The following is a 21,405-nucleotide window of genomic DNA, read 5'->3' on the forward strand; positions in this document are numbered from 1 at the left end:
CACCACCCGTCCCTCGCGGCATGCCCGGGGGGCGCGTCGACGGAGCCTGGCCGTATGCCGTCTACCGGGCGTTCGTGGAACATGCCGCCGAGACCGGTGAGGTGAGCGGCGGTTTCCACAACCAGAACTACGTGCTCCCGCTCACGGAGCCCATGGCGCGCGTGCTCGGCCGGGAGCCGGGTACCGCCGTGACCGTCCGGCTGCGCCGCCCCGGGGCTCTGCCCGTGGTGATCCGGACCTGGCAGAACGAGGCGGAGATTCTGCGGGCCGTCAAGGGGGTGCTGCCCAATGTGCCCGAGTGCCTGGCCGAGGGGGACGGCTTCGCCATCCACAGCTATGTGGAAGGGGTCCCGCTCTCCAGCGTCTGCGGTGACGGGAAGCCGGTCGACGGCCTGCTGATCAGGGCACTGGCGGGCCTGCTCGCCCGGACGGCCCAGGTGCGCAGCAGTGCCGCGCTGCCGTCCCTGCCCTCCCTGTGGCCCCGGAACTACACGGACAGCCAGGGCTTCCTGCAGACCCTGGCCCGCATGGCGGACCTGCAGATCCGTCGGCCCAACTGGGCATATTTCGGTGGTCTGTTCGCCGCGCTCGGCATCCCCGAGGACGCCCTGACCCGGCTGGCCGAACGGGTCCCGCCGATGTCCCGCCGGCCCTACAGCCTGCTCCACGCCGACCTGCACCGCGACAACCTGATCATGTCGTTCGGCGGTGACCCGGCCCTGATCTGTGTCGACTGGGAGCTGGCGACCTACGGGGACCCGCTGCACGACCTCGCCACCCACCTGGTGCGGATGCGCTACCCGGACCACCAGTGGGACGAAGTCGTCGAGGCGTGGGTGTGCGCCATGCGCGAGGTCCGGCCCGCGGCCGTCAACGGCGCCGCCCGGGACCTGCGCCACTACGTAGCCTTCGAGCGTGCGCAGTCCGTGTACCCGGATGTGATGCGGGCGGCGACGTCCCTGGAGGAGTCCTTCGACCAGAAGAGCCTGGACGAGGCCACGGCCTGGGTGCGGCGCGCCCTGGAGGCGGGGGCCGAGCCGCTGCGGCTGGCCCATGTGCCGGGGCGGCGGGAGATCGAGCGGATCCTGTTCCGCTGGCGTGCCTCCGTACGGCCCGGTGTCGGCCGGGGCACCGGTGCGGGAGCACCGACCGGCGGCGGGCCCTGGCGCGGCCCGGTCGCCCGGGCGATCGACTGGAAGCCGGACCGGCGCGTCCCGGAACACCCGGACTTCCCCCGCGCCGCCGTCGCCGACGCCCTGCTCCTGGAGGGCGCGGCCCCGGCCGACCGGGTGTTCAAGGGCACCGCGCACCTCAACTCGGTGCTCCGGGTGCCCGGCACCCGCTTCCCGGTGGTGGTCCGCCGCAAGGTCGCGAACGTCACCCGGCGCGAACGCAGCTTCCTCAGCGAACACGCCGTGCTCAGGGCCATCGAGCGGTCCGGGGCGGCGGTGTCCGCGCCCCGGGTGCTGGCGCTGGGCGAGAGCCACTCGATGGACCTCTCCGGCATCCGGACGTACTCCGGGGACCGCTTCGCCATCCACACCTACGAGGGCCCGCGCGACCCCGGCAGCAAGCCCGACCACCCCGTCAACGGGCTGCTCCCGCACGAGGCGGACGGCCTCGTCGACCAGCTGGCCGCGCTCACCGAGGTCGACTACATCCAGATCGACCCGGTCGCGGGCCGGCTCGGCTTCTACGGCTGGCTCAGCGACCAGCTCGTGGCGCTGGTCGCCGGCCTGCCGAAGAACTCCCAGCAGCTGGCCCGCTTCCTCGGGCTGCCGGACGCGCACCGGCTGCGCGAGATCCTCGCCCGCCATCAGGTGACCGACCGCGCCCCGGCCCTGCTGCACGGCGACCTCAACCCCTGGAACCTGATCCGGCGGGACGACGGCCTTGCCCTGACCCTCATCGACTGGGAGATGGCCCTGGTCGGCGATCCGCTCTACGAGCTGGTCCGGCACATGCACCTCACCCCGACCCGGCCGGAGATCAGGGACCGCATGTTCCGTCGCTGGGAGAACCGCCTGCCGGAGCGGTACACCCGCAACTGGCGGCAGGACTGGCGCGTGTACCGGTGGGTCGAGATCGTCCGCTCGGCCTACGTCGACCTCGACCGCCTCGTCACCGGTGCGAGCCTGGACGCTCCCAACGTCCGCCGCGCGGTGGACTCGTACGCGATGACCCTGGCCGCGGCCACCGCCTCCCTGGGTCTGTCCTCCCGGCGCCGGACCAACCCCTACCTGGCCCGTGCCCTGGCCTGGTCCATCCGTCCGGACGGCCCGGCGTAGGCTCCGCCCGCGGCGTCAGCGGGTGTCCAGTGCTGCCGCCAGCTGTTCCTCCTCACCGGCCAGATGCGCCTCCAGCTCGGCCGTCAGCCGGTCCACCTCCGTGCGGGCCGTGGCCGGGTCGGGGTGGTTGCCGGAGACCGTGTGGCGCAGAGCCTCCACCAGGGTGGAGATCCTCTCGTGCTCCTCGCGCAGGCGCTTCAGCACAGGTGCGAGGTGTGGGTGGCGGTCGGCGAGGAAGGGGAAGAGGGCGGTGTCCTCGCCCAAGTGATGGTTGTGCAGCCCCTGGCAGAGGGTGAGGCAGTTGACGCGGAGCTGGGCGCCGAGCGTGGAGCCGTTGCCGGCGGACATCTCCTGGCGGATCAGGGCGAGTTCACGCCGGAACACGTCGTGCACCAGCCGGATCGCCTCGCCGGGTGAGTCCGCCGCGATGTTCGGCGGGCCGCCCTGGGCGATCTCGTGCAGGGCGACGACGGGGATCACCCGGCCCGCCTTGTCCTGGTACGTCTGCCAGCCGGGGTCGGTCTCCACCGCCCGCGCGAAGGCCCGGTCGCGCTCCTCGCCCACGAGCGCCTCGGCGCGGGCTCGGTAGGTGAACACCCCGCTCTCGACCGTCACTTCGGGGTGGGCGAGCAGATTGTGGAACCAGTCGGGGTGGCGGGGCGAGCCGCCGGCCGAGGCGATGACCAGGATGCGGCCGCCGCCGTCGGGGAGGTAGCCGACCGGGGTGGTGTGCGGGGCCCCGGTGCGGGCGCCGGTGGTGGTGAGCAGGATCAGGCGGGCGCCTTCGAAGAATCCGCTCAGCCGGCCGTGGTGGGCGCGGAACTCGTCGATGATGTTCTGGTTGAAGTCGTTCGGCACTCAGGTCTTCTCTCTCTGCGGCTGGTTGCTTGCTTCCGGTGCGCAGAGAAAGCGGCGGGCTCCTGGCCCGCGAGGACCTCACTCAGAGGCCGGGTACCCGACTCGCTCACGGCCAGAGGCCGACCCGGCAGTCATGACGGGGACGCTACCGTCACCCCCATGACCGACGCCATCGATTTCCAGGACGTCCCCACCACCACCCTCGCCGACCTGCTGGGCCGCGACCAGGTGATGGACATCGGCATACGCCCGCTGTGGGATCCGGTGCCGCGCGTGGCCGGGCCGGCGTTCACCGTGAGCTGCCCGCCCGGCGACAACCTGATGCTGCACGCGGCGATCCACCGCGCGGAACCCGGCTCGGTGATCGTCGTGGAGTCGGGCGACCTGGACTACGCGCTGGCCGGTGGGAACGTGTGCGCAGTCGCCCGGCGGCGCGGTGTCGCCGCCTTCGTCGCCGACGGCCTGATCCGCGATCTCGCCGAGGTCCGCGAGATGGGCTTCCCGGTCTTCGCCCGCGGTGTCGTCCCGATCCCGGGCGCCAAGAAGGCCGTACGACCGCTGAACGGGCCCGTGCGCTGCGGAGGCGTACGCGTCGCGGCCGGGGACTTGGTAGTGGCCGACGAGGAAGGCGTGGTGGTGGTCCCGGCCGTCCGCCGGGCAGGGGTGCTCGCCGGCGCGCGCGCCAAGCTCGCCAAGGAGGCCGCCGAGACCCTCGACGCGTGGGAGGCGGCACACCGGAGCCGCATCGACATGATCCTCGCCGGGAACGGCTTCGAGGGCTGATCCTGAGGGTGATGCTGCTCTTCCTCGACGTCGACGGTCCGCTCATCCCGTTCGGGGCGGCGGACCGTGCCTACCCGGTGTACGACCGCGGCCTCGCCACCCCGCCCCCGGACACGGCCGAGCACCCCCTGCTCAATCGCGTCGACCCGGCGCTCGGCCGGCGCCTCACGGCCCTGGGCTGCGAACTGGTGTGGGCCACGACCTGGATGGACGACGCCAACGCCTGCCTGGCGCCCTGGCTCGGGCTGCCCCCGCTGCCGGTCGTCGAATGGCCGGACGAGGACGAGCCACCGGACCTGCTGCACTGGAAGACCCGCCCCCTCGTCGCCTGGGCGGCCGGCCGCCCCTTCGTCTGGATCGACGACGAACTCACCGAGGCCGACCGCTCCTGGGTGGCCGTCCACCACCCCGGCCCGGCCCTGCTGCACCGCGTGGACCACCGCTACGGCCTGACGGAGGCCGACTTCCGGACGGTGCGGCAGTGGCTGGGGGAGTACCGCCCGTGAGGTGCCCGGGCCGGCCGGTGCCGAAAGTGGGCCGCGGTCGCGCGCTGCCGCTGTTAGCGTGAGCTCGTGCCGGAAACAGACAGGGTGCGCCGTCGCTGAGAGCGACGGCGCACAACCCCGGTTCTCGCCGTCGCTCCTGAGCCCTTGGCCAGGAGCGCCTTCGTGGCGCTCGGAATCCCTCTGTTCCGGAGCGCACTCGTGTTCGCCTTGTCTCCGCGCCGCCGTCGGCGCGTCCTCCTCGCCGCACTCGTCTCCGACGCGGTGTTCCCCCTCGCCATCACCGGGGCGACAGCCGCTGTCCCCGAGGTGACCGCCCGGCTGCCGGGTGCGGCCGTCCTGGGTCCGTGGATCGTCCTCACCTACAACGGGCTCTTCGCCGCGGCCCTGCTGCTGGCGGGCGCGACGGCGGACCGCGGCGCCCGCACCCGCTTCTTCGCCTCCGGCAATCTCGTCGTCGCGGCCACCGGCCTCTTGTCCGCCCTCGCTCCGGACCTGCCGTCCCTGGTGGCACTGCGCGCGGTCGCCGGCGTCGGTGCGGCGATGTGCGCCGCCGGTGGTTCGTCGATGATCCTGGCCGTGTACCCGCCCGAGGAACGGCGCCGGGTGTACGGCTGGGCGGGTGCCGTGCTGGGCGGCAGCCTGGCGTTGGGGCCGGTCGTCGCCCAGGGCCTCATGGCCCTGGGGGGCTGGCCCCTCGTCTTCGTCGTGCCGGGGGCCGTCGCCGCCGTCGCGGCCTGCGCCACGCTCGGGCTTCCGGGGCTGCGCAGCCCCGAACCGCCCGAGAGGTTCGACCGGGCCGGCGCCGTCCTCTTCGGGGTCACCGTGGCCGCCGCCGTGACCGCGCTCGGGCTGGGCTTCGGCGGGGCCGTCCCGTGGTGGGCGCCGGCCGGCCTCGTCCTCGTCGCGGTGGCGAGTGCCACCTGGCTCGTCCGCGTGGAGCGGCGCGCGCCCGACCCCGCGATCCCCGTGGACCTGCTGGGGATCCCCGCCTATCGCGCGTACGCCGTGGCGACGGGCGCCTTCATGGGGATGCTCGTGGTGGGGCTGACCGCGCTCCCGCGGCTCGGCTCGGCCCGGGGCATGGGCCCGGGCGAGGCCGCGGTCATGCTCAGCCTGCTGACCGTGCCCTCGACGGTCCTTCCGCTGCTCGCCGCGCGGCTCGCGCGCCGGCTGGCACGGCCGTTGGTGACCACGGCCCTGTTCGCCTGTGCCGGCACCGCGGTCGTCCTCCAGGTCACCGACGGTCCCGGGGCCCTTCTCGTCGCGGCGGGGGTCGTGGGGCTGTGTCTCGGGCTGACCGAGGGCGTTCCGGACGGGCAGGCGCTCCACCACGTGCCCTCCCACCGCGGAGGGGCGGGCGCCGCGCTGTTCGGCACGACCCGGATGAGCCTTGAGACGTTGACCCTGGCCGCTGCCAACGGGGTGATGACGGTGCTCGGCCCCTCGTCCGGAATGGCGGTCGCCGGGGCCATGTGTCTCACCGCCGCCCTCGCCGTGCGCAAGGCCGTCCCCGCCGGTACAGAGGTGGGAGTCCTGGCCCGGAAGTGAGACCTGTGGCGGGCGGGTGAACGTCGCGCGTGGCGCGGCGCACTATTGCAAGCAGGTGCTTGCAATTGTTAGCGGCGGTGGGGCAAGGTGGAGGCATGGCATCGCTCAACGTCGGCAATCTCGGTGAGTACCTGCGCGAGCAGCGGCGCAACGCCCAGCTCTCGCTGCGGCAGCTCGCCGACGCCGCCGGGGTGTCCAATCCGTACCTGAGCCAGATCGAGCGCGGGCTGCGCAAGCCCAGCGCGGAGGTGCTCCAGCAGGTCGCCAAGGCGCTGCGCATCTCCGCCGAGACGCTGTACGTCCGCGCCGGCATCCTCGACGCCGAACGGGACGGGGAGGAGCGCCTCCGGGAAGGTGCGACCCGGGCGGTCATCCTCGCCGATCCCTCGCTGAACGAGCGGCAGAAGCAGGTGCTGCTCCAGATCTACGAGTCCTTCCGCAAGGAGAACGGATTCGGGGTCGGCGAAGCGTCGGAGGATCTCGGTGAGGGGGCTGCGGAGGAACGGCCCGGCGACACCGATGTCCCGAGTGACACCGCCGTACGCGGCACCCGCACGGCCGGCGGCAGTGATGCCGGTCCGCGGCGGACGGCCGGATAGGCAGGCCCTCGACAAGTCAGCCCCGCCGTGGCACCGCGGACCACACCAACCTCAGCCGAACGCGAATCCGGGAGGACCACCACCATGGCCATCACCGACGACCTGCGCAAGACCTTCAGCGACCCGACCCCGCTCTACTTCGCCGCGGGTACGGCCGACCTCGCCCTGCAGCAGGCCAAGAAGGTGCCCGCCCTGGTCGAGCAGCTGCGCACCGAGGCCCCGGCCCGTATCGAGGCCGTGCGCAACACCGACCCGAAGGCCGTGCAGGAGAAGGCCGCCGCCCGGGCCAAGGAGGCGCAGGCGAACCTGCAGACCAAGGTCAACGAGTTCATCGGCACCATCGACGTCGACCTGAAGAAGCTCGGCGAGAGCGCCCAGGACCTCGCCCTGCGCGGCGTCGGCGTCGCCGCCGAGTACGCCGTCAAGGCCCGCGAGACCTACGAGAAGGTCGCCGAGCACGGCGAGCAGGCCGTGAAGACCTGGCGCGGCGAGGCCGCCGAGGAGATCGAGGACCTGGCCATCGCCGTCGAGGGCAAGCCCGAGTCGGCCGACGAGGAGTCGAAGGCCGCCGAGGCCAAGGCCGATCCCGCCGCGGCGAAGAAGCCCGTGGCGAAGAAGGCCCCGGCTCCCCGCAAGGCCACCACCGCGAAGAAGACGACCCCGCCGGCCAAGTGACCATGGCCGACGAGGCGCGTACGGGCCGGGCACCTTTGGGGTGCCCGGCCCGTTCTACGGGTACGGTGGCGGCGTACGGATCGGGAGACGGCGGGCGGTGGACAGCATGCTGATGTTGGGCTTCGCGGGGTTCATGGGGATCTTGAAGATCGTCCTCATGGCCCTCGCCGCGTTCGGGCTCGTCGACGCCGCGTTCCGGCGCGAGGACGCCTTCCGCGCGGCCGACAAGCAGAACAAGGTGTTCTGGCTGATCATCCTCGGCATCGCGCTCGTCGTCAGCTACCTGTTCTCGATCCTCGGCATCCTGCCGATCGCCGGCCTGGTCGCGAGCATCGTCTACATCGTGGACGTACGCCCCGCGGTCAAGCAGGTCTCCGGCGGCGGCAGCGGCTGGGGCCGCCGCCGCGGCGGCAGCAGCAGCGACGGTCCCTACGGGCCGTACAACGGCGGCCGCTGAGCCCCCACCCGCGCCGTCACGGCGTGCGGTCCAGCAGGACCACTGCCACGTCGTCCGTCAGCTCACCGCCGTTGAGGTCGCGCACCTCGTGCACCGCGGCCCGCAGCAGCTCCTCGCCCCGCAGCCCCTCGGCGAGCTGGCGACGGATCATGTCCACCATCCCGTCCTGGCCGAGGCGCTCGCCGTCCGTGCCGACCCGGCCCTCGATCAGGCCGTCGGTGTAGAGCATCAGGCTCCACTCGCGACCCAGCTCCACCTGCATCCGCGGCCAGCGGGCGCCGGGGAGCAGGCCCAGGGCGGGGCCGTTCTTGTCGTACGGCAGCAGCTTCGGCGCTCGGCCGGGGCGGGCGATCAGCGGGGACGGGTGGCCGGCCAGGCAGAGGCCGGCCCGGCGGCCGTCGGGGGCGATGTCCACCGTGCACAGCGTCGCGAAGATCTCCTCGTCCGCGCGCTCGTGCTCCAGCACCTCCTGCAGCGTGCCCAGCAGCTCGTCCCCGCACAGTCCGGCCAGCGTCAGCGCCCGCCAGGCGATGCGCAGCTCCACGCCGAGCGCGGCCTCGTCCGGGCCGTGGCCGCAGACGTCGCCGATCATGGCGTGCACGGTGCCGTCGGGGGTGCGGACGGCGTCGTAGAAGTCGCCGCCGAGCAGGGCCCGGGAGCGGCCGGGGCGGTAGCGGGCGGCGAAACGCAGCGAGGAGCCCTCCAGCAGCGGCGTGGGCAGCAGCCCGCGCTCGAGGCGGCGGTTCTCCTGGGCGCGCAGCTTGCCCTCGGCGAGCCGGCGCTCGGCCGTGTCGGATCGTTTCCGCTCCACCGCGTAGCGGATGGCGCGGCTGAGCAGGCGACCGTCCAGCTCGTCCCGGAACAGGTAGTCCTGGGCACCGACGCGCACGGCCTCGGCGCCGCGCTCGGCGTCGCCGGAGGCGGTCAGCGCGAGCACGGCGTGCCGGGGCGCGAGCCGGAGCACGTGCCGGAGCACGGCCAGCTCGTCGGCGTCCTCGTCGGCGGCCCGGCCGGGCGCCGGGAGCGCGAGGTCCAGCAGGATGCAGTGGACGTCGTCGGTGAGCAGCCGCTCGGCCTCGGTGAGGTTGCGGGCGGTGCGCACGCGAATGGGCTTGCCGGAGGCGTCCAGCATTTCGGGCACGATCGGCGAGCCGGCCGGATCGTCCTCGATCAGCAGCAGTGTGAGAGTGGCGGCGTTCGCGCCGCCGGCGGTGGCGCTCCGGTGAGCCTCTTCCTTGAGGGGGCCGCCAGGGGCGGCCTGCGCCTGACCACTCTCCACGGCCGGGATCGCTCTCTGCCGCGGTATGGGTACGGGCATCGTCTTGGTTCCTTCCCTCCCCCCGAGGGCATGGTGGGTGCGAGGGACCTCGACCCACCGACGGGTGACCATAGCGGTACTCGCCACCTCGATGGAATGGTGTGAGCCGCGTCGCTCGGGCGCAGGACCCTGTCATATGCCGCGTTCCCTACCGCAGTTGGACAGGACGCCCGGGGAAAGGGGATGACGAAGCTCACGTACGGCCCCGGTTTGGGCGGGCGTTGGTCGTGCGGTGGGTCACATGACCGGTGCCGCGGCGGGCGTGGGGGCCGTCACATGACCCGGCTCACGCGTCCGGTCGTACGACTCCCAGGATCGGCATCGAGCCCGCGCCCGCGACCGTCACCGTCCGGCCGGGCCGCGGGGCGTGGATGATCGCGCCGTCACCGACGTACATCGCCACGTGGCTCGCGTCGTCGAAGTAGATAATGAGGTCGCCGGGGCGCATGTCCTTGATGTCGACGTGCTTGAGCTGCTTCCACTGCTCCTGCGAGGTGCGCGGGATGGCGTGGCCGGCGTCGGCCCAGGCCTGTGAGGTCAGGCCCGAGCAGTCGTAGGAGTCGGGGCCCTCGGCGCCCCACACGTAGGGCTTGCCCAGCTGGGCGTCGGCGAACTCGACCGCCTTCTTGCCCTGCTTGGAGGCCTTGCCGTTGATCTCCTTGAGGATGCCGGTGTCCAGCCACTGGGTCTGCGCCTTGTAGGCGGCCTCCCGCTCCAGTTCGGCGAGCCGCTCCCGTTCCTTCTTCTCCAGCCGGGACTCGAGATCCTCGGCCTCGGCGATCTGCTGCTTGATCTTCTTCTTCGCGGCGGCCTTGGCCTTGCGGTTGGCCTCGAGCTTCTCCCACTGCGCGGAGGCGTCGTCGGCGTACCCCCGCAACTCCTCCTGGGTGCGGGTCATTTCGGCGATCAGCTTGTTGGTCGCCCGCTGGCCGTTGAGCACCGTGCCGGCCCCGTCGATGAACTGCTGCGGGTCGTCGCTGAGCAGGAACTGGGCCGTGGGCGGCAGTCCGCCGGTGCGGTACTGGGCACGGGCCGCGGCGCCCGCCTGGTCCTTGATCCGCTCCAGCTTCCGCTGTCCCTCGACGATCTTCTTCGCCAGCGCGACGATCCGGGCGGACTGTTCCTTCGCCTTCTCCTCGGCCGCGTTGTAGGAGTCGGTGGCCACGGCCGCGTCGTGGTAGAGCCGGTCGAGCTTCTCGCGGACCTTCTCAAGGTCCTTGCCGGGCGGGGGAGTCGGGGTCGCGCTCGGTGTCGCGCTCGCGCTCGGCGTGGGGGTCGGGGCGGCGAACGCCGTGCCGGGCGCCGCCAGCACGGTCACCGCGCAGACGACGGTGACGGCTGCGGTGAGCAGGCCGCGCTTGCCCGTACCCATACATTCCCCCAAGCTGATTTACCGTCAGTAACTTACGGTGGCCTGAGGGATCGTGCCACGGACACGCGCAAAGCGACAGAGGTCGTCGGAAGTCGGATTTTCGCCCTGTCCCGTCCCCCGCGCCTTCCCGGCACATCTCCCCCGGGTCCCCGCCGCGTACGACGATCTCCCCGCCGATGTGACGAACGACGCACGGAGTTCGTTCCGTGTCCCGGGGGAATCCGTGGACTGCGTGGGTGACATGGGGGTTACCCCGGGCCTGATGCGGAGGGCGGCCCCTGCGGTCCTCCGTGAGTGGGGTGCGCCAGCGCCTGCCGCGGGCCCGGCGCTTGGATGTGCCCGCGTGGGTGAATCCCGTCGGCTCCGGCTGCGATCGGCCGGTCCGTTGGGCCCCAGACCCGATCTGGGCGGTGTCCCCTGGGGCCTCAGCGGGTGCCCGGGTTGTCAACGACTGCCGCGCCCGCGACGTCCGAATGCGAGTGCCTGGGCCTGGCAAGGCCCCGACGCCCGAATGTGCTCGCGTGGGTGAATCCTGTCGGCCCGTGCTGCGATCGGCCGCACCCGGAGTCCCCCAACCTGACCCGGCCCCCTGCGCCCCTCAGCGGGTGCCGGGTGCCAACGCTTGCCGCGCCCCCGGCGATCGAATGCGCTAGGTGTTCTGTCCGGGGAATTCCGGTGGCCGCTGCCGCGGCCGGCCGGGACGTGGGGTCCCCTGTCCCGACCTGGACGGTGGCCCCTGGTGGGGCCTGCCGCGCCTCGATGCCCGGAATGCGCTCGCGCGGGTGCGTCCCGTCGGTCCTTGCGCGATCGGCCGCACCGGGAGTCCCCCCGGCCTGACCCGGAGGGTGGACCCTGCGGCCCTCAGCGAGTGCCGCCTGCCGCGGGCCCGGCGCTCGGACGCGCTCGCGTGGGTGAATCTCGTCGCGCCTTGCTGTGATCAGCCGTACCGCGGAGCCCGCCCTGACCGGGAGGGTCCCGCCCGTGGACCTCAGTCAGGTGCGTGGGGCCAAGGCCTGCCAGGGGAGGGTTACTTCGCCCTGGCGCCAGCGGGAGGGTGGGTCCGCTATCGGCCAGTCGGTGGTCAGGGATCGGATCGTGTGGATCCAGCGCTGGCGGGCGCCGTAGGAGGCGTAGGGCGCGGCGGCCGCCCAGGCGCGGTCGAAGTCGCGCAGGAAGGCGTGTACCGGCTCGCCGGGCACATTGCGGTGGATCAGGGCCTTCGGCAGCCGCTCGGCGAGGTCGGAGGGGTGCTCCAGGGAGCCCAGCCGGGTCGCGAAGGTGACCGTACGGGGCCCCTCCGGGCCGAGCGCCACCCACACGTGCCGGCGCCCGATCTCGTCGCAGGTGCCCTCGACCAGCAGTCCGCCGCGCGAGCCGCCGCCCGCCGGCGCGAGCCGTGCGCACAGCCGCTCCCACACGGCGGCGACCTCGTCCTCGTCGTACTGGCGCAGCACGTTGGCGGCCCGCACGAGGGCAGGCCGTCCGTGCACCGGGATCTCGAAGCCGCCGTGCCGGAAGGCCAGCCCCTCACGCTCGTACGCCTTGGCCGCCGCGACCCGCTCCGGCTCGATCTCGACGCCGACCACGCGCGCGCGAGGAGCGGCGGTCCGCAGCCGGCCGAGCAGTTCGACGGCGGTCCACGGCGCCGCCCCGTACCCGAGGTCCACCGCCACCGGATCCTCGAAACGGCGCAGCTCGGCGCCGTGCGTGGCCGCGATCCAGCGGTCCATGCGGCGCAGCCGGTTGGGGTTGGTCGTCCCGCGCGTCACCGTTCCCACGGGGCGGGTCGTCGCGCGGGCTGTCATACGTACGAGGGTATGCGGCCCGGCCGGTGTTCCGGCCGGGCCGTTCGCCGGGTCCGCGCGGAGCCGGTGGATCGACGTGGTCGGATCAGCGCGAGCCGTGCGCCGCCCTGCGGCGCAGCGCGACGACGATGCCGCCGCCGGCCACGACCAGGGCGGCCGCGGCGCCCGCGATCACCGTGGTGCCGTTGCCCGCACCGGTTTCGGCGAGGTGGGTTCCGCCGCCCGCCGGCGAAGGGGCGCTGCTCGTGCCAGGGGTGGGGGCGGCGCTGCCGCTCTGCGCGGGGGTCGGAGTCGCGGAGGAGCCCGAGGAGGGCTTCGACGACGCCGGGGGCCGGGCGGAGGCAGAGGCCGCGGCAGAGGCGGACGCCTCGCAGGTCACGTCCGGCACGACCACCATCGGCTTGATGTCGTCGTCGACCTGTTCGCCGGCCTTGACGTGCACCCGGAACGTTTCCCCGGGGTACCAGTCCAGCGGGGTGAGGTCGACGCTCACGCCCTGCGCGGTCGGGTGGTCGATCGTCTTCGTGTCGACCAGCCGCTCCCCGCCGGGCATGCTCAGCTGCACGTACAGGCTGACCGTGGCCGGGGTGCCGACGGGTCCTTGTCGGTGACGCGGATGACCCCGTGGTCCTTGGCGTCGCAGCCGGGTTCGGCGGAGAAGTCGCCGATGCTGCAGGCGAGCGCGGTGTGGGCGGCGGCGACGGAGAGCGCGGCCGAGGTGCCGATGACGCGGGCCGCCCCGGCGGCGAGACGGGAGTGGGACACGCTTGTCCTGTCCTTACGGTTGATGAGCCCGGGCCAGTCACGTCCACAAGCCCCTCGACTTCGTTGTCAAAGGTTGTATCGCCGCAGGTCAAAAGCGTTTAAAGCCTGGTGGCCGTTCGCTTTCCGGCCGGTCAAGCGGCGGTCATGAGCATGCCGGTGAAGGTGCGCCGATCCTGCTCGGGCGGGTCGTTCGGCACGTCATCGTCGCGCGGCACACCGTCGAACGGTTGAGCGATACATGGTCATGATTGAGTAAAGTCGCTTGTTCGGGAAATGGGCGGGCACCCGCCCGCTGTTGCCTCACTTCGGAGGGCGAGGTCGGTCCTCCGGCAGGCATGCCCGCAGCAAGGAGGAACGCCACGTGAGCCAGTACGTCAGCAGGCTCGGGCGTCGCTCTCCGGCGGCACCCTCGCGGCTCAGGCTGCACCGCAGGCCCCGCCGCGTCGCCATGCTCTCCGTGCACACCTCACCGCTCCACCAGCCCGGCACCGGCGACGCCGGCGGCATGAACGTCTACATCGTGGAGCTGGCCCAGCGCCTGGCCGCGATCAACATCGAGGTCGAGATCTTCACCCGGGCGACCGCCGGGGGCCTCGCGCCCACGGTGCAGCTCGCCCCCGGCGTCCTCGTCCGGCACGTCGACGCCGGTCCCTACGAGGGCCTGGCCAAGGAGGACCTGCCCGCCCAGCTGTGCGCCTTCACGCACGGCGTGATGCAGGCCTGGGCCGGTCACCGCCCCGGCCACTACGACCTCGTCCACTCCCACTACTGGCTCTCCGGCCACGTCGGCTGGCTCGCCGCCCAGCGCTGGGGCGTCCCCCTGGTGCACGCCATGCACACCATGGCCAAGGTCAAGAACGCCAACCTGGCCGACGGCGACACCCCCGAGCCCGCCGCCCGTGTCATCGGCGAGACCCAGATCGTCGCCGCCGCCGACCGGCTCATCGCCAACACCGCCGAGGAGGCCGACGAACTCGTCCGGCACTACGCCGCCGACCCCGCCAAGGTCGCCGTGGTGCACCCGGGCGTGAACCTCGACCGCTTCCGCCCCGCCGACGGCCGCGCCGCCGCGCGCGCCCGCCTCGGCCTGCCCCAGGACGCGCTGGTCCCGCTCTTCGCGGGCCGCATACAGCCCCTGAAGGCCCCCGACATCCTGCTCCGGGCGGTCGCCGTCCTGCTGGACGAGCGCCCGGAGCTGCGCTCCCGGATCGTCGTCCCCGTCGTCGGCGGCCCCAGCGGCAGCGGTCTCGCCAAGCCCGAAGGCCTGCAGAAGCTCGCCGCGCGGCTCGGTGTCGCCGACGTCGTACGGTTCCACCCGCCGGTCGGGCAGGAGCAGTTGGCGGACTGGTTCCGGGCGGCCTCCGTCCTCGTCATGCCCTCCTACAGCGAGTCCTTCGGTCTGGTCGCCATAGAGGCGCAGGCGGCCGGCACGCCGGTGCTCGCGGCCGCGGTCGGCGGCCTCCCGGTGGCCGTGCGCGACGGCGCCACCGGCTTCCTGGTCAAGGGTCACAACCCGGCCGAGTACGCGCGCGTGCTGCGCCGTCTGGCCGACGAGCCGTCGCTGTCGGCGGCCATGGGCGCGGCCGCCGCCCGGCACGCGCAGTCCTTCGGCTGGGACACCGCGGCGGCCGCCACCGCGGACGTGTACACGGCCGCGACCCAGTCCCACCGCCGTCGCGTACGCTCCCAGCATGGGTGACGTGGAGAAGGCCGCACAGGTCGTCGAGGGCGTGCTGAAGGACGCCGAACTGGAGTGGGAGAGCCCGGAGCCCGGGAACTTCGTCGTCAAGCTCCCCGGCACCCGGAAGCTGTCCACGACGGTCTCGCTCCTCGTGGGCCGCCACACCCTCTCCCTCAACGCCTTCGTCGTCCGCCACCCCGACGAGAACGAGGCGGGCGTCCACCGCTGGCTGCTGGAGCGCAACCTCAAGCTGTTCGGCGTGAGTTATGCCGTCGACCACCTCGGCGACATCTACGTCACCGCCCGGCTGCCCCTCGCCGCGGTCACCCCCGAGGAGACCGACCGTCTGCTCGGGCAGGTGCTGGAAGCGGCGGACGGTGCCTTCAACACCCTGCTGGAGCTGGGCTTCGCCTCCGCGATCCGCAAGGAGTACGCCTGGCGGGTCTCGCGCGGCGAGTCGACGCGCAATCTGGACGCGTTCAGGAATCTGATCGAGCGCCCGGCCGACTGACCGCGCCTCCACAGCAAGCTTCTCCCGCACGGCCTCTTCCCCGCCCCCGGGCGCCGTGGCATGCTCACCGCCGACGCATTCCTGAACGTCGTTCATATGTATGAATTCGAAGGGGTGGCTGGAGATGAACCACGGGCACGTCGGCAGACGCACACTCCTCGCCGCTGCCACCGCCGTGGCGCTGGGCGCTGCGACCGGCACGGCGGCGGCCGCGACGCGAACGGAAGTGCCGCCTGTGTGGCGGGAGTTCACCCGCTCTCCGTTCACCCACCCCCAGGTGCCGTACGTCGGCCGGGCGGGCCGGCGCGGCGGATCCCGCCGTCTCCCGCGCCCCCGGATCGTCGCCGACGTCACCGACTTCGGCGCCGTGCCCGACGGCACCACGGACTGCGCCCCCGCGATCAACCGTGCCATCGCCGCCGCCGGAAGGGCCGGTGGTGGCACGGTCACCATCCCGCCCGGCACCTTCCGCATCGACGACGTGATCCGCCTCGGCGACTCGAACGTCGTCCTGCGCGGCGCGGGCAGCGGCCGCACCACTCTGTACGCCACGAAGAACCTCACCGAGCTGATCGGCGTCTACGGCTCGCGCTACGGCGGCGACAAGTCCTCCTGGTCCTGGGCCGGAGGCCTGATCTGGCTGGCTCCCAGGGCCCGTTGGGACTCCCTGGTGGCGGCGATCCGGTCCAGGGCCTGGCCGTTCGAGGGCTGGACCGGCAACAGGCGGGACGAGTGGACGACCCTCACCACGGTCGAGCCGGCCCGCCAGGGCTCCTGGACGGTGACCGTCGCCGACGCGGACCGCCTCGGGCCCGGCCGACTGGTCCTCCTGCGGCTCGCCGACGACACGGGTCACACCCTCCTGCAGCACATGGCGGGCGGCGGCCCCGGCCCGGCGTCGTACCACTGGGACGACAAGACCAAGCTGACCTCGTACGTCCCCTACGAATGGCCCGTGCGCATCACCCGGGTCCACGGCCGCAGGGTCACCCTCGAACGCCCGCTCCCGCTCGACCTGCGCCCGGAGTGGGACCCCCGGCTGACCACCCACGTGCCGGAGCTGACGGGCTCGGGCGTGGAGGGCCTGACCCTGGAGGCGGTGCAGACCCCGCAGTCCCCGCACCTCCTCGACAAGGGCTACAACGGGGTCGTCCTGCAGTGCGCCTACGACTGCTGGGTGGACGACGTCACCGTCCGGCACGTCGACAACGGCTTCGGGCTGGTCGCCGCCTCCGCCTGCACCCTGCGCCGCACCCGCGTCGCCGGCCGCGGCTCCCACCACCCGTACTTCTGCCGCGAGGGCTCGCACGACAACCTGATCGAGGACTTCACGATCGAGGAGCGCACGGTTCCGGCACCCGCCAACACCCAGTTGCACGGCATCAACGTGGAGGGCCTGTCCTCCCACAACGTCTGGTCGCGCGGCGACATGCGGATGGGGACCTTCGACTCGCACCGCGGCCTGCCGTTCGCCAACGTGCGCACCGACATCACCGTCGACAACGACGGGCGCCACGGCGGTGACGCGAGCGCCGGCCCGCTCTTCGGGGCGCGCTTCACCCACTGGAACATCAGGGTCACCAACGGCCGCGCGGGCCTGATGAAGATCGACGGCCTGGCGCCCTGCTCGGCGACGGTGGGCCTCAACGAGGTACGGGAGTTCGACCAGATCGACGTCCCCGACTTCACCGGGGACCTGCACTCCCGCCTGGAGCTGTACGGCACCACGGACGTCGTGCGCCCGCGCAATCTGTACGAGGCCCAGCGCGAGCTGTAGCGGACGGTGGCGGCCCGGGACAGGGGCCCGAACGGGCGTTCGTGCTCGTGCTGTTAACCTGCGGCGACCCGGATCCTTACCGGGCCCTTACCGGTCTCTCACCAGCAAGAGGTTGTGCATGCGCGCAGGCAGATCCGGCTCCGCGGTCGTGCTCGCGGGAGCGCTCGCTCTGGGGGCGTTCGCCGCGCCGCCCGCGGAGGCGGCGGACACCGGCATCACGGTGTCGAACCTGGTCCTGAACAAGGGCAGGCCCATCGTCGTGGGCACCAGCGCGGAGGTGACCCCCGACTTCACGTTCCACCTGTCCTGGCCGTCCGGCCCCAAGCTGCCGGACGTGGACGCCTTCCCCTTCCTCTACCACGACACCACGGTCGCCAAGGGCGCCGAGGACGGTGGCATCTACACGGGCTCCACCACCTGCTACGAGGACGGCACGCACGCCGCGGACTGCGACGGCGAGCTGTACATCGAGCCGCGCTACACCCTGGACTCCAACAACGACGCCACGACCTGGAAGATCGCGGTCTCGGCGCGCATCTGGGGCGCCGACGGCCAGCCCAGGAGCCAGGAGCACCTGACCGGCTTCGGCTCCGTGCAGGTCAAGCGCGCAGCCAAGGCCACGGTCAACGCCTCGCCCGAGCCCGTCGCCAAGGGCAAGGCACTCACCGTGACCGGCACGCTCACCCGCGCGGACTGGGTGAAGCACGCCTACACCGGCTTCGGCGGCAAGTCGGCCAAGCTGCAGTTCCGCAAGGCGGGCAGCAGCACGTACTCCACGGTCAAGATCGTGAAGGCGGACTCCACGGGCCACCTGAAGACCACCGTCACCGCTGCCGGGGACGGCTACTGGCGCTGGACCTTCGGCGAGACGTCCACCACCGGCGGCGCGACGGCCACCGGGGACTACGTCGACGTCAGGTGACCCGGCGCGGCCTCACCGGGCGCCGGCCCGGTAGCGCCCCGGAGCGACCCCCACCAGCCTCTTGAAGTGCCGGGTCAGATGGGCCTGGTCGCAGAACCCGGTCACCGCCGCCACCTCGCCCGGCCGCAGCCCGTCCAGAAGCAGCCGGCGGGCGCGGCCGACACGGCGTGACATCAGGTACTGGTGCGGGGGGATGCCGTAGGCGGTGCTGAACACCCGTACCAGATGGGCGGGATGGGCGTGCAGCACCCGCGCGGCGTCGGCGAGGGCGAGCCCGTCGGTGACGTGCTCGTCGAGCAGCTCGCGCAGGGAGCGCGCGAGGGCCGGGTCGGGACGGCGTGGGCCGTCGGCCCGCCCGCGCAGATGCTCGCGCAGCCGCTCCCCGACGAGCGCCAGCCGGCTCTCCGCCTCCAGCTCGTCACCGGGCTGCCCGAGCGCGCCGTGCAGCTGCCCGACCCGCTGCCGCAGCACGGGATCCCTGAGGTCGGGCCCGTCGACGGCCGGGCCGATCAGCTCGTCCCCGAGGTGGCCGGCGTCGAGGTAGAGCACCCGTTTGCGGAAGCCGTGCGGGGTGGCGGCGGAGCCGTTGTGCGGAACGTGCGGCGGAAGCAGCGAGACGGTGTCGTGCGGGGTCCCGTGCTCATGCCGGTCGAGGTCGTACCGTACGGCCCCGTCGTCGACGATGAGCAGCGTCCAGGCGTCGTGGACGTGCATCGGATAGGCGTACTCGGTGAAGTGGGCGTGGAAGACCTCGACGACACCCGGGATGTGCGGGCGCCAGGCGGAGACTTCCTGCTGGGCGGCTGCGGCCACGCAAAAAACGTACAAGACCCCGGCGTACGGCGGCGGGCAGTCTCATCCCATGAACACCGAGCCGATGCGTTTCGACACCAAGATTGCCGTGCTGCTGCGGGAGGACCTGGAGCCGTGGCAGCGGCTGAACGTGACCGCGTTCCTGGTCAGCGGCCTGGGCAGCCGGGTCCCCGAGGCGATCGGCGACTCGTACGAGGACGCGGACGGCGTCGGGTACCTGCCGATGTTCCGCCAGCCGGTGCTGGTCTTCGAGGGCACGAAGGAAACCCTGAAGGCGGCCCACGGCAGGGCGCTGAGCCGCGCCCTGCCCCGCGCCGTCTTCACCGCCGACCTGTTCGCCACGGGCAACGACCGGGACAACCGCGCCGCCGTCCGGGCCGTGCCGACGGCGGACCTCGACCTGGTCGGCCTGGCGGTGTACGGGCCGCGGAACGGGGTCGACAAGGTGCTGAAGGGGGCGCGGATGCATCCGTGAGTGCGTTCGGCGCAGGGACGCGGATGAGCCATGAACCCGCTCGGCGCCGGTGCCTCTCAGGCCGTGCGCACCTCGGGCTCGGTGCCGGCTTCCACGGGCACCGCCGACGCCGACACGCGCTCCTCCGGAAGCCGCCGCATGAGCAGCCCGTACCCGAGCCCGGCCGCCGTCCCGACGACCGCGCACATCGCCCACAGCCACTCCGCCCCGAACCGGTCGATGACGGCGCCGGACATCAGCGGTGCGACCAGGGCCGCGACGGACCACGACAGGGTGTACATGCCCTGGTAGCGCCCGCGCCCGTGGACGGGCGACAGCCGGATCACGAGCCCGGTCTGCGTCGGGGCGTTGACGATCTCGGCGAGCGTCCAGACGCACACGGTGAGGGTGAAGACGCCGACCGAGCCGGCGAAGGCGGTGAGTCCGAAGCCGTACCCGGCGAGCAGGGATGACAGGACCAGCAGCGTGCGTGGGTCGCGGTGCTCGATGAACCGGGTGACCGGGATCTGCAGGGCCACGATCAGGATGCCGTTGACGGCGATGGCCAGGCCGTAGTCGGCGGGCGAGAACCCGGCGCGGCCCATGGCCACCGGCAGTCCGACCGAGCCCTGCTGGAAGACGAGCGCGACCAGGAAGGACAGCCCGACGACGGCCATGTACCGCCCGTCGCGCAGCACCGTCCCGAGGCTGACGCCGCCCTCCGCCTGCTTGGCCGCGGCCGTCGGCCGGGACTCGGGCAGCTTGAGGAAGACGACGACCGCGCAGGCCAGGGTCATCCCGGCCTCGATGAGGAAGCCCGCGAGATAGCTGAACTCGGCGATGAAACCGGCGGCCATGGAGGAGACGGCGAAGCCGAGGTTGATGGCCCAGTAGTTGAGCGAGAACGCCCGTACCCGGTCCTCCGGCCGCACGATGTCGGCCATCATCGCCTGCACGGCGGGCCGGGAGGCGTTGGAGGCCATGCCGACCAGGAAGGCGACCGCGGCGATGGCGACCGGGTCGTGCATGAACCCGAGCAGCGCGACGGAGCCGGCGGTGGCGCTCTGCGCGATCAGCAGGGTGGGCCGCCTGCCGAGCCGGTCGGCCATCACACCGCCGCCCAGCGAGGAGACGACCCCGCCGAGCCCGTGCAGGGAGGCGACGAGACCGGCGTAGGTGGCCGAGTACCCGCGGTCGAGCGTGAGGTAGAGCGCCATGAAGGTGGCGACGAAGGCGCCCAGCCGGTTGACGAGTGTGCTGGTCCACAGCCACCAGAACTCGCGGGGGAGCCCGGAGACGGTCTCCCGGGCGGCGCGTCTGAGACGGGCGACGGACATGACTGGACCCCCACGGATGTACGGCGGTGTAAGCGGCTCAAGCGGTATGCGCAACTTACAAGCGCGAGGTTGGCCGTGACCACTCAATTAACAGATGCCGTCAACTGTCCGGCTGCTGGGCGGGGCGCCCGGGGGGCCGAATGCGTGGATTACGCTCTGAGGCATGGCCGACGCACCGTACAAGCTGATCCTCCTCCGCCACGGCGAGAGCGAGTGGAACGCGAAGAACCTGTTCACCGGCTGGGTGGACGTCAACCTGAACGAGAAGGGCGAGAAGGAGGCGGTCCGAGGCGGTGAGCTGCTCAAGGACGCCGGCCTGCTCCCCGACGTAGTCCACACCTCGCTGCAGAAGCGCGCGATCCGCACGGCCCAGCTGGCCCTGGAGGCCGCGGACCGCCACTGGATCCCCGTCCACCGCTCGTGGCGCCTGAACGAGCGCCACTACGGCGCCCTGCAGGGCAAGGACAAGGCGGCGACGCTGGCCGAGTTCGGCGAGGACCAGTTCATGCTGTGGCGCCGCTCGTACGACACCCCGCCGCCCCCGCTCTCGGACGACTCCGAGTTCTCCCAGGCGAACGACGCCCGCTACGCGACGATCCCGCCGGAGCTGCGCCCGCGCACGGAGTGCCTCAAGGACGTCGTCGTCCGCATGCTCCCGTACTGGTACGACGGCATCGTCCCCGACCTCCTGACCGGCCGCACGGTCCTGGTCGCCGCCCACGGCAACAGCCTGCGCGCCCTGGTCAAGCACCTGGACGGCATCTCGGACTCCGACATCGCGGGCCTGAACATCCCGACCGGCATCCCCCTCTACTACGAGCTGGACGCCGACTTCAAGCCGACCACCCCCGGCGGCAAGTACCTCGACCCGGAGGCGGCCGCGGCGGCGATCGAGGCGGTCAAGAACCAGGGCAAGAAGAAGTAAGCCCGCACGAT

General features: G+C 72.5%; 21 protein-coding genes. 13 read left to right on the forward strand and 8 right to left on the reverse strand.

Annotation, left to right across the window (positions count from 1 at the left end; genetic code table 11):
- Positions 1-20: 20 nt before the first annotated feature.
- The gene (locus AC07CM_RS35030) at positions 21-2,288 is read left to right on the forward strand and encodes a phosphotransferase (protein ID WP_478880514.1); all 2,268 of its coding nucleotides are present in this window, start codon (positions 21-23) and stop codon (positions 2,286-2,288) included.
- Positions 2,289-2,303: 15 nt separating this feature from the next.
- On the opposite strand, the gene AC07CM_RS35035 is transcribed toward AC07CM_RS35030, so the two are convergent.
- Positions 2,304-3,146, reverse strand: a complete 843-nt coding sequence (locus AC07CM_RS35035) for a nitroreductase/quinone reductase family protein (RefSeq protein ID WP_478880515.1) — start codon at positions 3,144-3,146, stop codon at positions 2,304-2,306.
- Positions 3,147-3,305: 159 nt separating this feature from the next.
- On the opposite strand from AC07CM_RS35035, the gene AC07CM_RS35040 reads away from it, so the two are divergent.
- The 6 genes from AC07CM_RS35040 (at position 3,306) to AC07CM_RS35065 (ending at position 7,714) form a co-directional block, all read left to right on the forward strand.
- Positions 3,306-3,929 carry an RraA family protein gene (locus tag AC07CM_RS35040; RefSeq protein ID WP_478880516.1) on the forward strand — a complete coding sequence of 208 codons (624 nt, stop codon included), beginning with the start codon at positions 3,306-3,308 and terminating at the stop codon, positions 3,927-3,929.
- Between the two features lie 11 nt (positions 3,930-3,940).
- Entirely contained in the window at positions 3,941-4,435 is a 495-nt protein-coding gene (locus AC07CM_RS35045) for an HAD domain-containing protein (protein ID WP_478880517.1), read from the forward strand.
- Between the two features lie 162 nt (positions 4,436-4,597).
- The gene (locus AC07CM_RS35050) at positions 4,598-5,983 is read left to right on the forward strand and encodes an MFS transporter (RefSeq protein WP_478880518.1); all 1,386 of its coding nucleotides are present in this window, start codon (positions 4,598-4,600) and stop codon (positions 5,981-5,983) included.
- 95 nt (positions 5,984-6,078) lie between these two features.
- A complete protein-coding gene (locus tag AC07CM_RS35055) occupies positions 6,079-6,582 on the forward strand; it encodes a helix-turn-helix domain-containing protein (protein WP_478880519.1) in 504 nt (167 codons plus the stop codon).
- A gap of 84 nt (positions 6,583-6,666) precedes the next feature.
- Complete coding sequence (locus tag AC07CM_RS35060) at positions 6,667-7,257, forward strand: hypothetical protein (protein WP_478880520.1); 591 nt, start codon at positions 6,667-6,669, stop codon at positions 7,255-7,257.
- 106 nt (positions 7,258-7,363) lie between these two features.
- Positions 7,364-7,714, forward strand: coding sequence for a DUF2516 family protein (locus tag AC07CM_RS35065; RefSeq protein WP_478880593.1), 351 nt, complete (start codon positions 7,364-7,366; stop codon positions 7,712-7,714).
- 16 nt (positions 7,715-7,730) lie between these two features.
- On the opposite strand, the gene AC07CM_RS35070 is transcribed toward AC07CM_RS35065, so the two are convergent.
- The 5 genes from AC07CM_RS35070 to AC07CM_RS35090 all read right to left on the reverse strand — a co-directional run bounded on the left by AC07CM_RS35070 (position 7,731) and on the right by AC07CM_RS35090 (position 12,974).
- Positions 7,731-9,032 carry a PP2C family protein-serine/threonine phosphatase gene (locus AC07CM_RS35070; RefSeq protein WP_478880521.1) on the reverse strand — a complete coding sequence of 434 codons (1,302 nt, stop codon included), beginning with the start codon at positions 9,030-9,032 and terminating at the stop codon, positions 7,731-7,733.
- Between the two features lie 286 nt (positions 9,033-9,318).
- A complete protein-coding gene (locus tag AC07CM_RS35075) occupies positions 9,319-10,404 on the reverse strand; it encodes a C40 family peptidase (RefSeq protein ID WP_478880522.1) in 1,086 nt (361 codons plus the stop codon).
- A 992-nt stretch (positions 10,405-11,396) separates the two neighbouring features.
- Positions 11,397-12,209: a class I SAM-dependent methyltransferase gene (locus AC07CM_RS35080; protein WP_478880523.1), complete on the reverse strand. Its 813-nt coding sequence runs from the start codon at positions 12,207-12,209 to the stop codon at positions 11,397-11,399.
- A gap of 85 nt (positions 12,210-12,294) precedes the next feature.
- Positions 12,295-12,774: an LAETG motif-containing sortase-dependent surface protein gene (locus AC07CM_RS35085; protein WP_478880524.1), complete on the reverse strand. Its 480-nt coding sequence runs from the start codon at positions 12,772-12,774 to the stop codon at positions 12,295-12,297.
- Positions 12,765-12,974, reverse strand: a complete 210-nt coding sequence (locus tag AC07CM_RS35090) for a hypothetical protein (RefSeq protein ID WP_478880525.1) — start codon at positions 12,972-12,974, stop codon at positions 12,765-12,767. Before AC07CM_RS35090 ends, AC07CM_RS35085 begins: the two co-directional genes overlap by 10 nt.
- 361 nt (positions 12,975-13,335) lie before the next feature.
- Here AC07CM_RS35090 and mshA point away from each other — a divergent pair, with 361 nt between their 5' ends.
- From mshA to AC07CM_RS35110, 4 genes are all read left to right on the forward strand, one after another.
- Entirely contained in the window at positions 13,336-14,673 is a 1,338-nt protein-coding gene (gene mshA / locus AC07CM_RS35095) for a D-inositol-3-phosphate glycosyltransferase (protein WP_478880526.1), read from the forward strand.
- Complete coding sequence (locus AC07CM_RS35100; RefSeq protein ID WP_478880527.1) at positions 14,666-15,166, forward strand: type III secretion system chaperone family protein; 501 nt, start codon at positions 14,666-14,668, stop codon at positions 15,164-15,166. The genes mshA and AC07CM_RS35100 overlap by 8 nt, the downstream gene beginning before the upstream one ends.
- Positions 15,167-15,290: 124 nt before the next feature.
- Positions 15,291-16,943, forward strand: coding sequence for a glycosyl hydrolase family 28-related protein (locus AC07CM_RS35105; protein WP_478880528.1), 1,653 nt, complete (start codon positions 15,291-15,293; stop codon positions 16,941-16,943).
- A gap of 118 nt (positions 16,944-17,061) precedes the next feature.
- Positions 17,062-17,865, forward strand: a complete 804-nt coding sequence (locus tag AC07CM_RS35110; protein ID WP_478880529.1) for a hypothetical protein — start codon at positions 17,062-17,064, stop codon at positions 17,863-17,865.
- A gap of 12 nt (positions 17,866-17,877) precedes the next feature.
- On the opposite strand, the gene AC07CM_RS35115 is transcribed toward AC07CM_RS35110, so the two are convergent.
- Entirely contained in the window at positions 17,878-18,678 is an 801-nt protein-coding gene (locus AC07CM_RS35115; RefSeq protein ID WP_478880530.1) for a helix-turn-helix transcriptional regulator, read from the reverse strand.
- 49 nt (positions 18,679-18,727) lie between these two features.
- On the opposite strand from AC07CM_RS35115, the gene AC07CM_RS35120 reads away from it, so the two are divergent.
- A complete protein-coding gene (locus AC07CM_RS35120; protein WP_478880531.1) occupies positions 18,728-19,153 on the forward strand; it encodes a DUF2000 family protein in 426 nt (141 codons plus the stop codon).
- A 56-nt stretch (positions 19,154-19,209) separates the two neighbouring features.
- Here AC07CM_RS35120 and AC07CM_RS35125 read toward each other — a convergent pair whose 3' ends face one another.
- Complete coding sequence (locus tag AC07CM_RS35125; RefSeq protein ID WP_478880532.1) at positions 19,210-20,469, reverse strand: MDR family MFS transporter; 1,260 nt, start codon at positions 20,467-20,469, stop codon at positions 19,210-19,212.
- A 163-nt stretch (positions 20,470-20,632) separates the two neighbouring features.
- On the opposite strand from AC07CM_RS35125, the gene AC07CM_RS35130 reads away from it, so the two are divergent.
- Positions 20,633-21,394, forward strand: coding sequence for a phosphoglyceromutase (locus AC07CM_RS35130; RefSeq protein WP_478880533.1), 762 nt, complete (start codon positions 20,633-20,635; stop codon positions 21,392-21,394).
- Positions 21,395-21,405: the final 11 nt, after the last annotated feature.

This window comes from Streptomyces sp. NPDC044061 (assembly GCF_056434305.1).

What these genes read in the sequence shown, in the direction of transcription:
- AC07CM_RS35030 (WP_478880514.1), top strand. Translation starts at nt 21, where the DNA reads ATGCCCGGGGGGCGCGTCGACGGAGCCTGGCCGTATGCCGTCTACCGG.
- AC07CM_RS35040 (WP_478880516.1), top strand. Translation starts at nt 3,306, where the DNA reads ATGACCGACGCCATCGATTTCCAGGACGTCCCCACCACCACCCTCGCC.
- AC07CM_RS35045 (WP_478880517.1), top strand. Translation starts at nt 3,941, where the DNA reads ATGCTGCTCTTCCTCGACGTCGACGGTCCGCTCATCCCGTTCGGGGCG.
- AC07CM_RS35055 (WP_478880519.1), top strand. Translation starts at nt 6,079, where the DNA reads ATGGCATCGCTCAACGTCGGCAATCTCGGTGAGTACCTGCGCGAGCAG.
- AC07CM_RS35060 (WP_478880520.1), top strand. Translation starts at nt 6,667, where the DNA reads ATGGCCATCACCGACGACCTGCGCAAGACCTTCAGCGACCCGACCCCG.
- AC07CM_RS35065 (WP_478880593.1), top strand. Translation starts at nt 7,364, where the DNA reads ATGCTGATGTTGGGCTTCGCGGGGTTCATGGGGATCTTGAAGATCGTC.
- AC07CM_RS35070 (WP_478880521.1), bottom strand. Translation starts at nt 9,032, where the DNA reads ATGCCCGTACCCATACCGCGGCAGAGAGCGATCCCGGCCGTGGAGAGT.
- AC07CM_RS35075 (WP_478880522.1), bottom strand. Translation starts at nt 10,404, where the DNA reads ATGGGTACGGGCAAGCGCGGCCTGCTCACCGCAGCCGTCACCGTCGTC.
- AC07CM_RS35080 (WP_478880523.1), bottom strand. Translation starts at nt 12,209, where the DNA reads ATGACAGCCCGCGCGACGACCCGCCCCGTGGGAACGGTGACGCGCGGG.
- AC07CM_RS35100 (WP_478880527.1), top strand. Translation starts at nt 14,666, where the DNA reads ATGGGTGACGTGGAGAAGGCCGCACAGGTCGTCGAGGGCGTGCTGAAG.
- AC07CM_RS35105 (WP_478880528.1), top strand. Translation starts at nt 15,291, where the DNA reads ATGAACCACGGGCACGTCGGCAGACGCACACTCCTCGCCGCTGCCACC.
- AC07CM_RS35110 (WP_478880529.1), top strand. Translation starts at nt 17,062, where the DNA reads ATGCGCGCAGGCAGATCCGGCTCCGCGGTCGTGCTCGCGGGAGCGCTC.
- AC07CM_RS35120 (WP_478880531.1), top strand. Translation starts at nt 18,728, where the DNA reads ATGAACACCGAGCCGATGCGTTTCGACACCAAGATTGCCGTGCTGCTG.
- AC07CM_RS35125 (WP_478880532.1), bottom strand. Translation starts at nt 20,469, where the DNA reads ATGTCCGTCGCCCGTCTCAGACGCGCCGCCCGGGAGACCGTCTCCGGG.
- AC07CM_RS35130 (WP_478880533.1), top strand. Translation starts at nt 20,633, where the DNA reads ATGGCCGACGCACCGTACAAGCTGATCCTCCTCCGCCACGGCGAGAGC.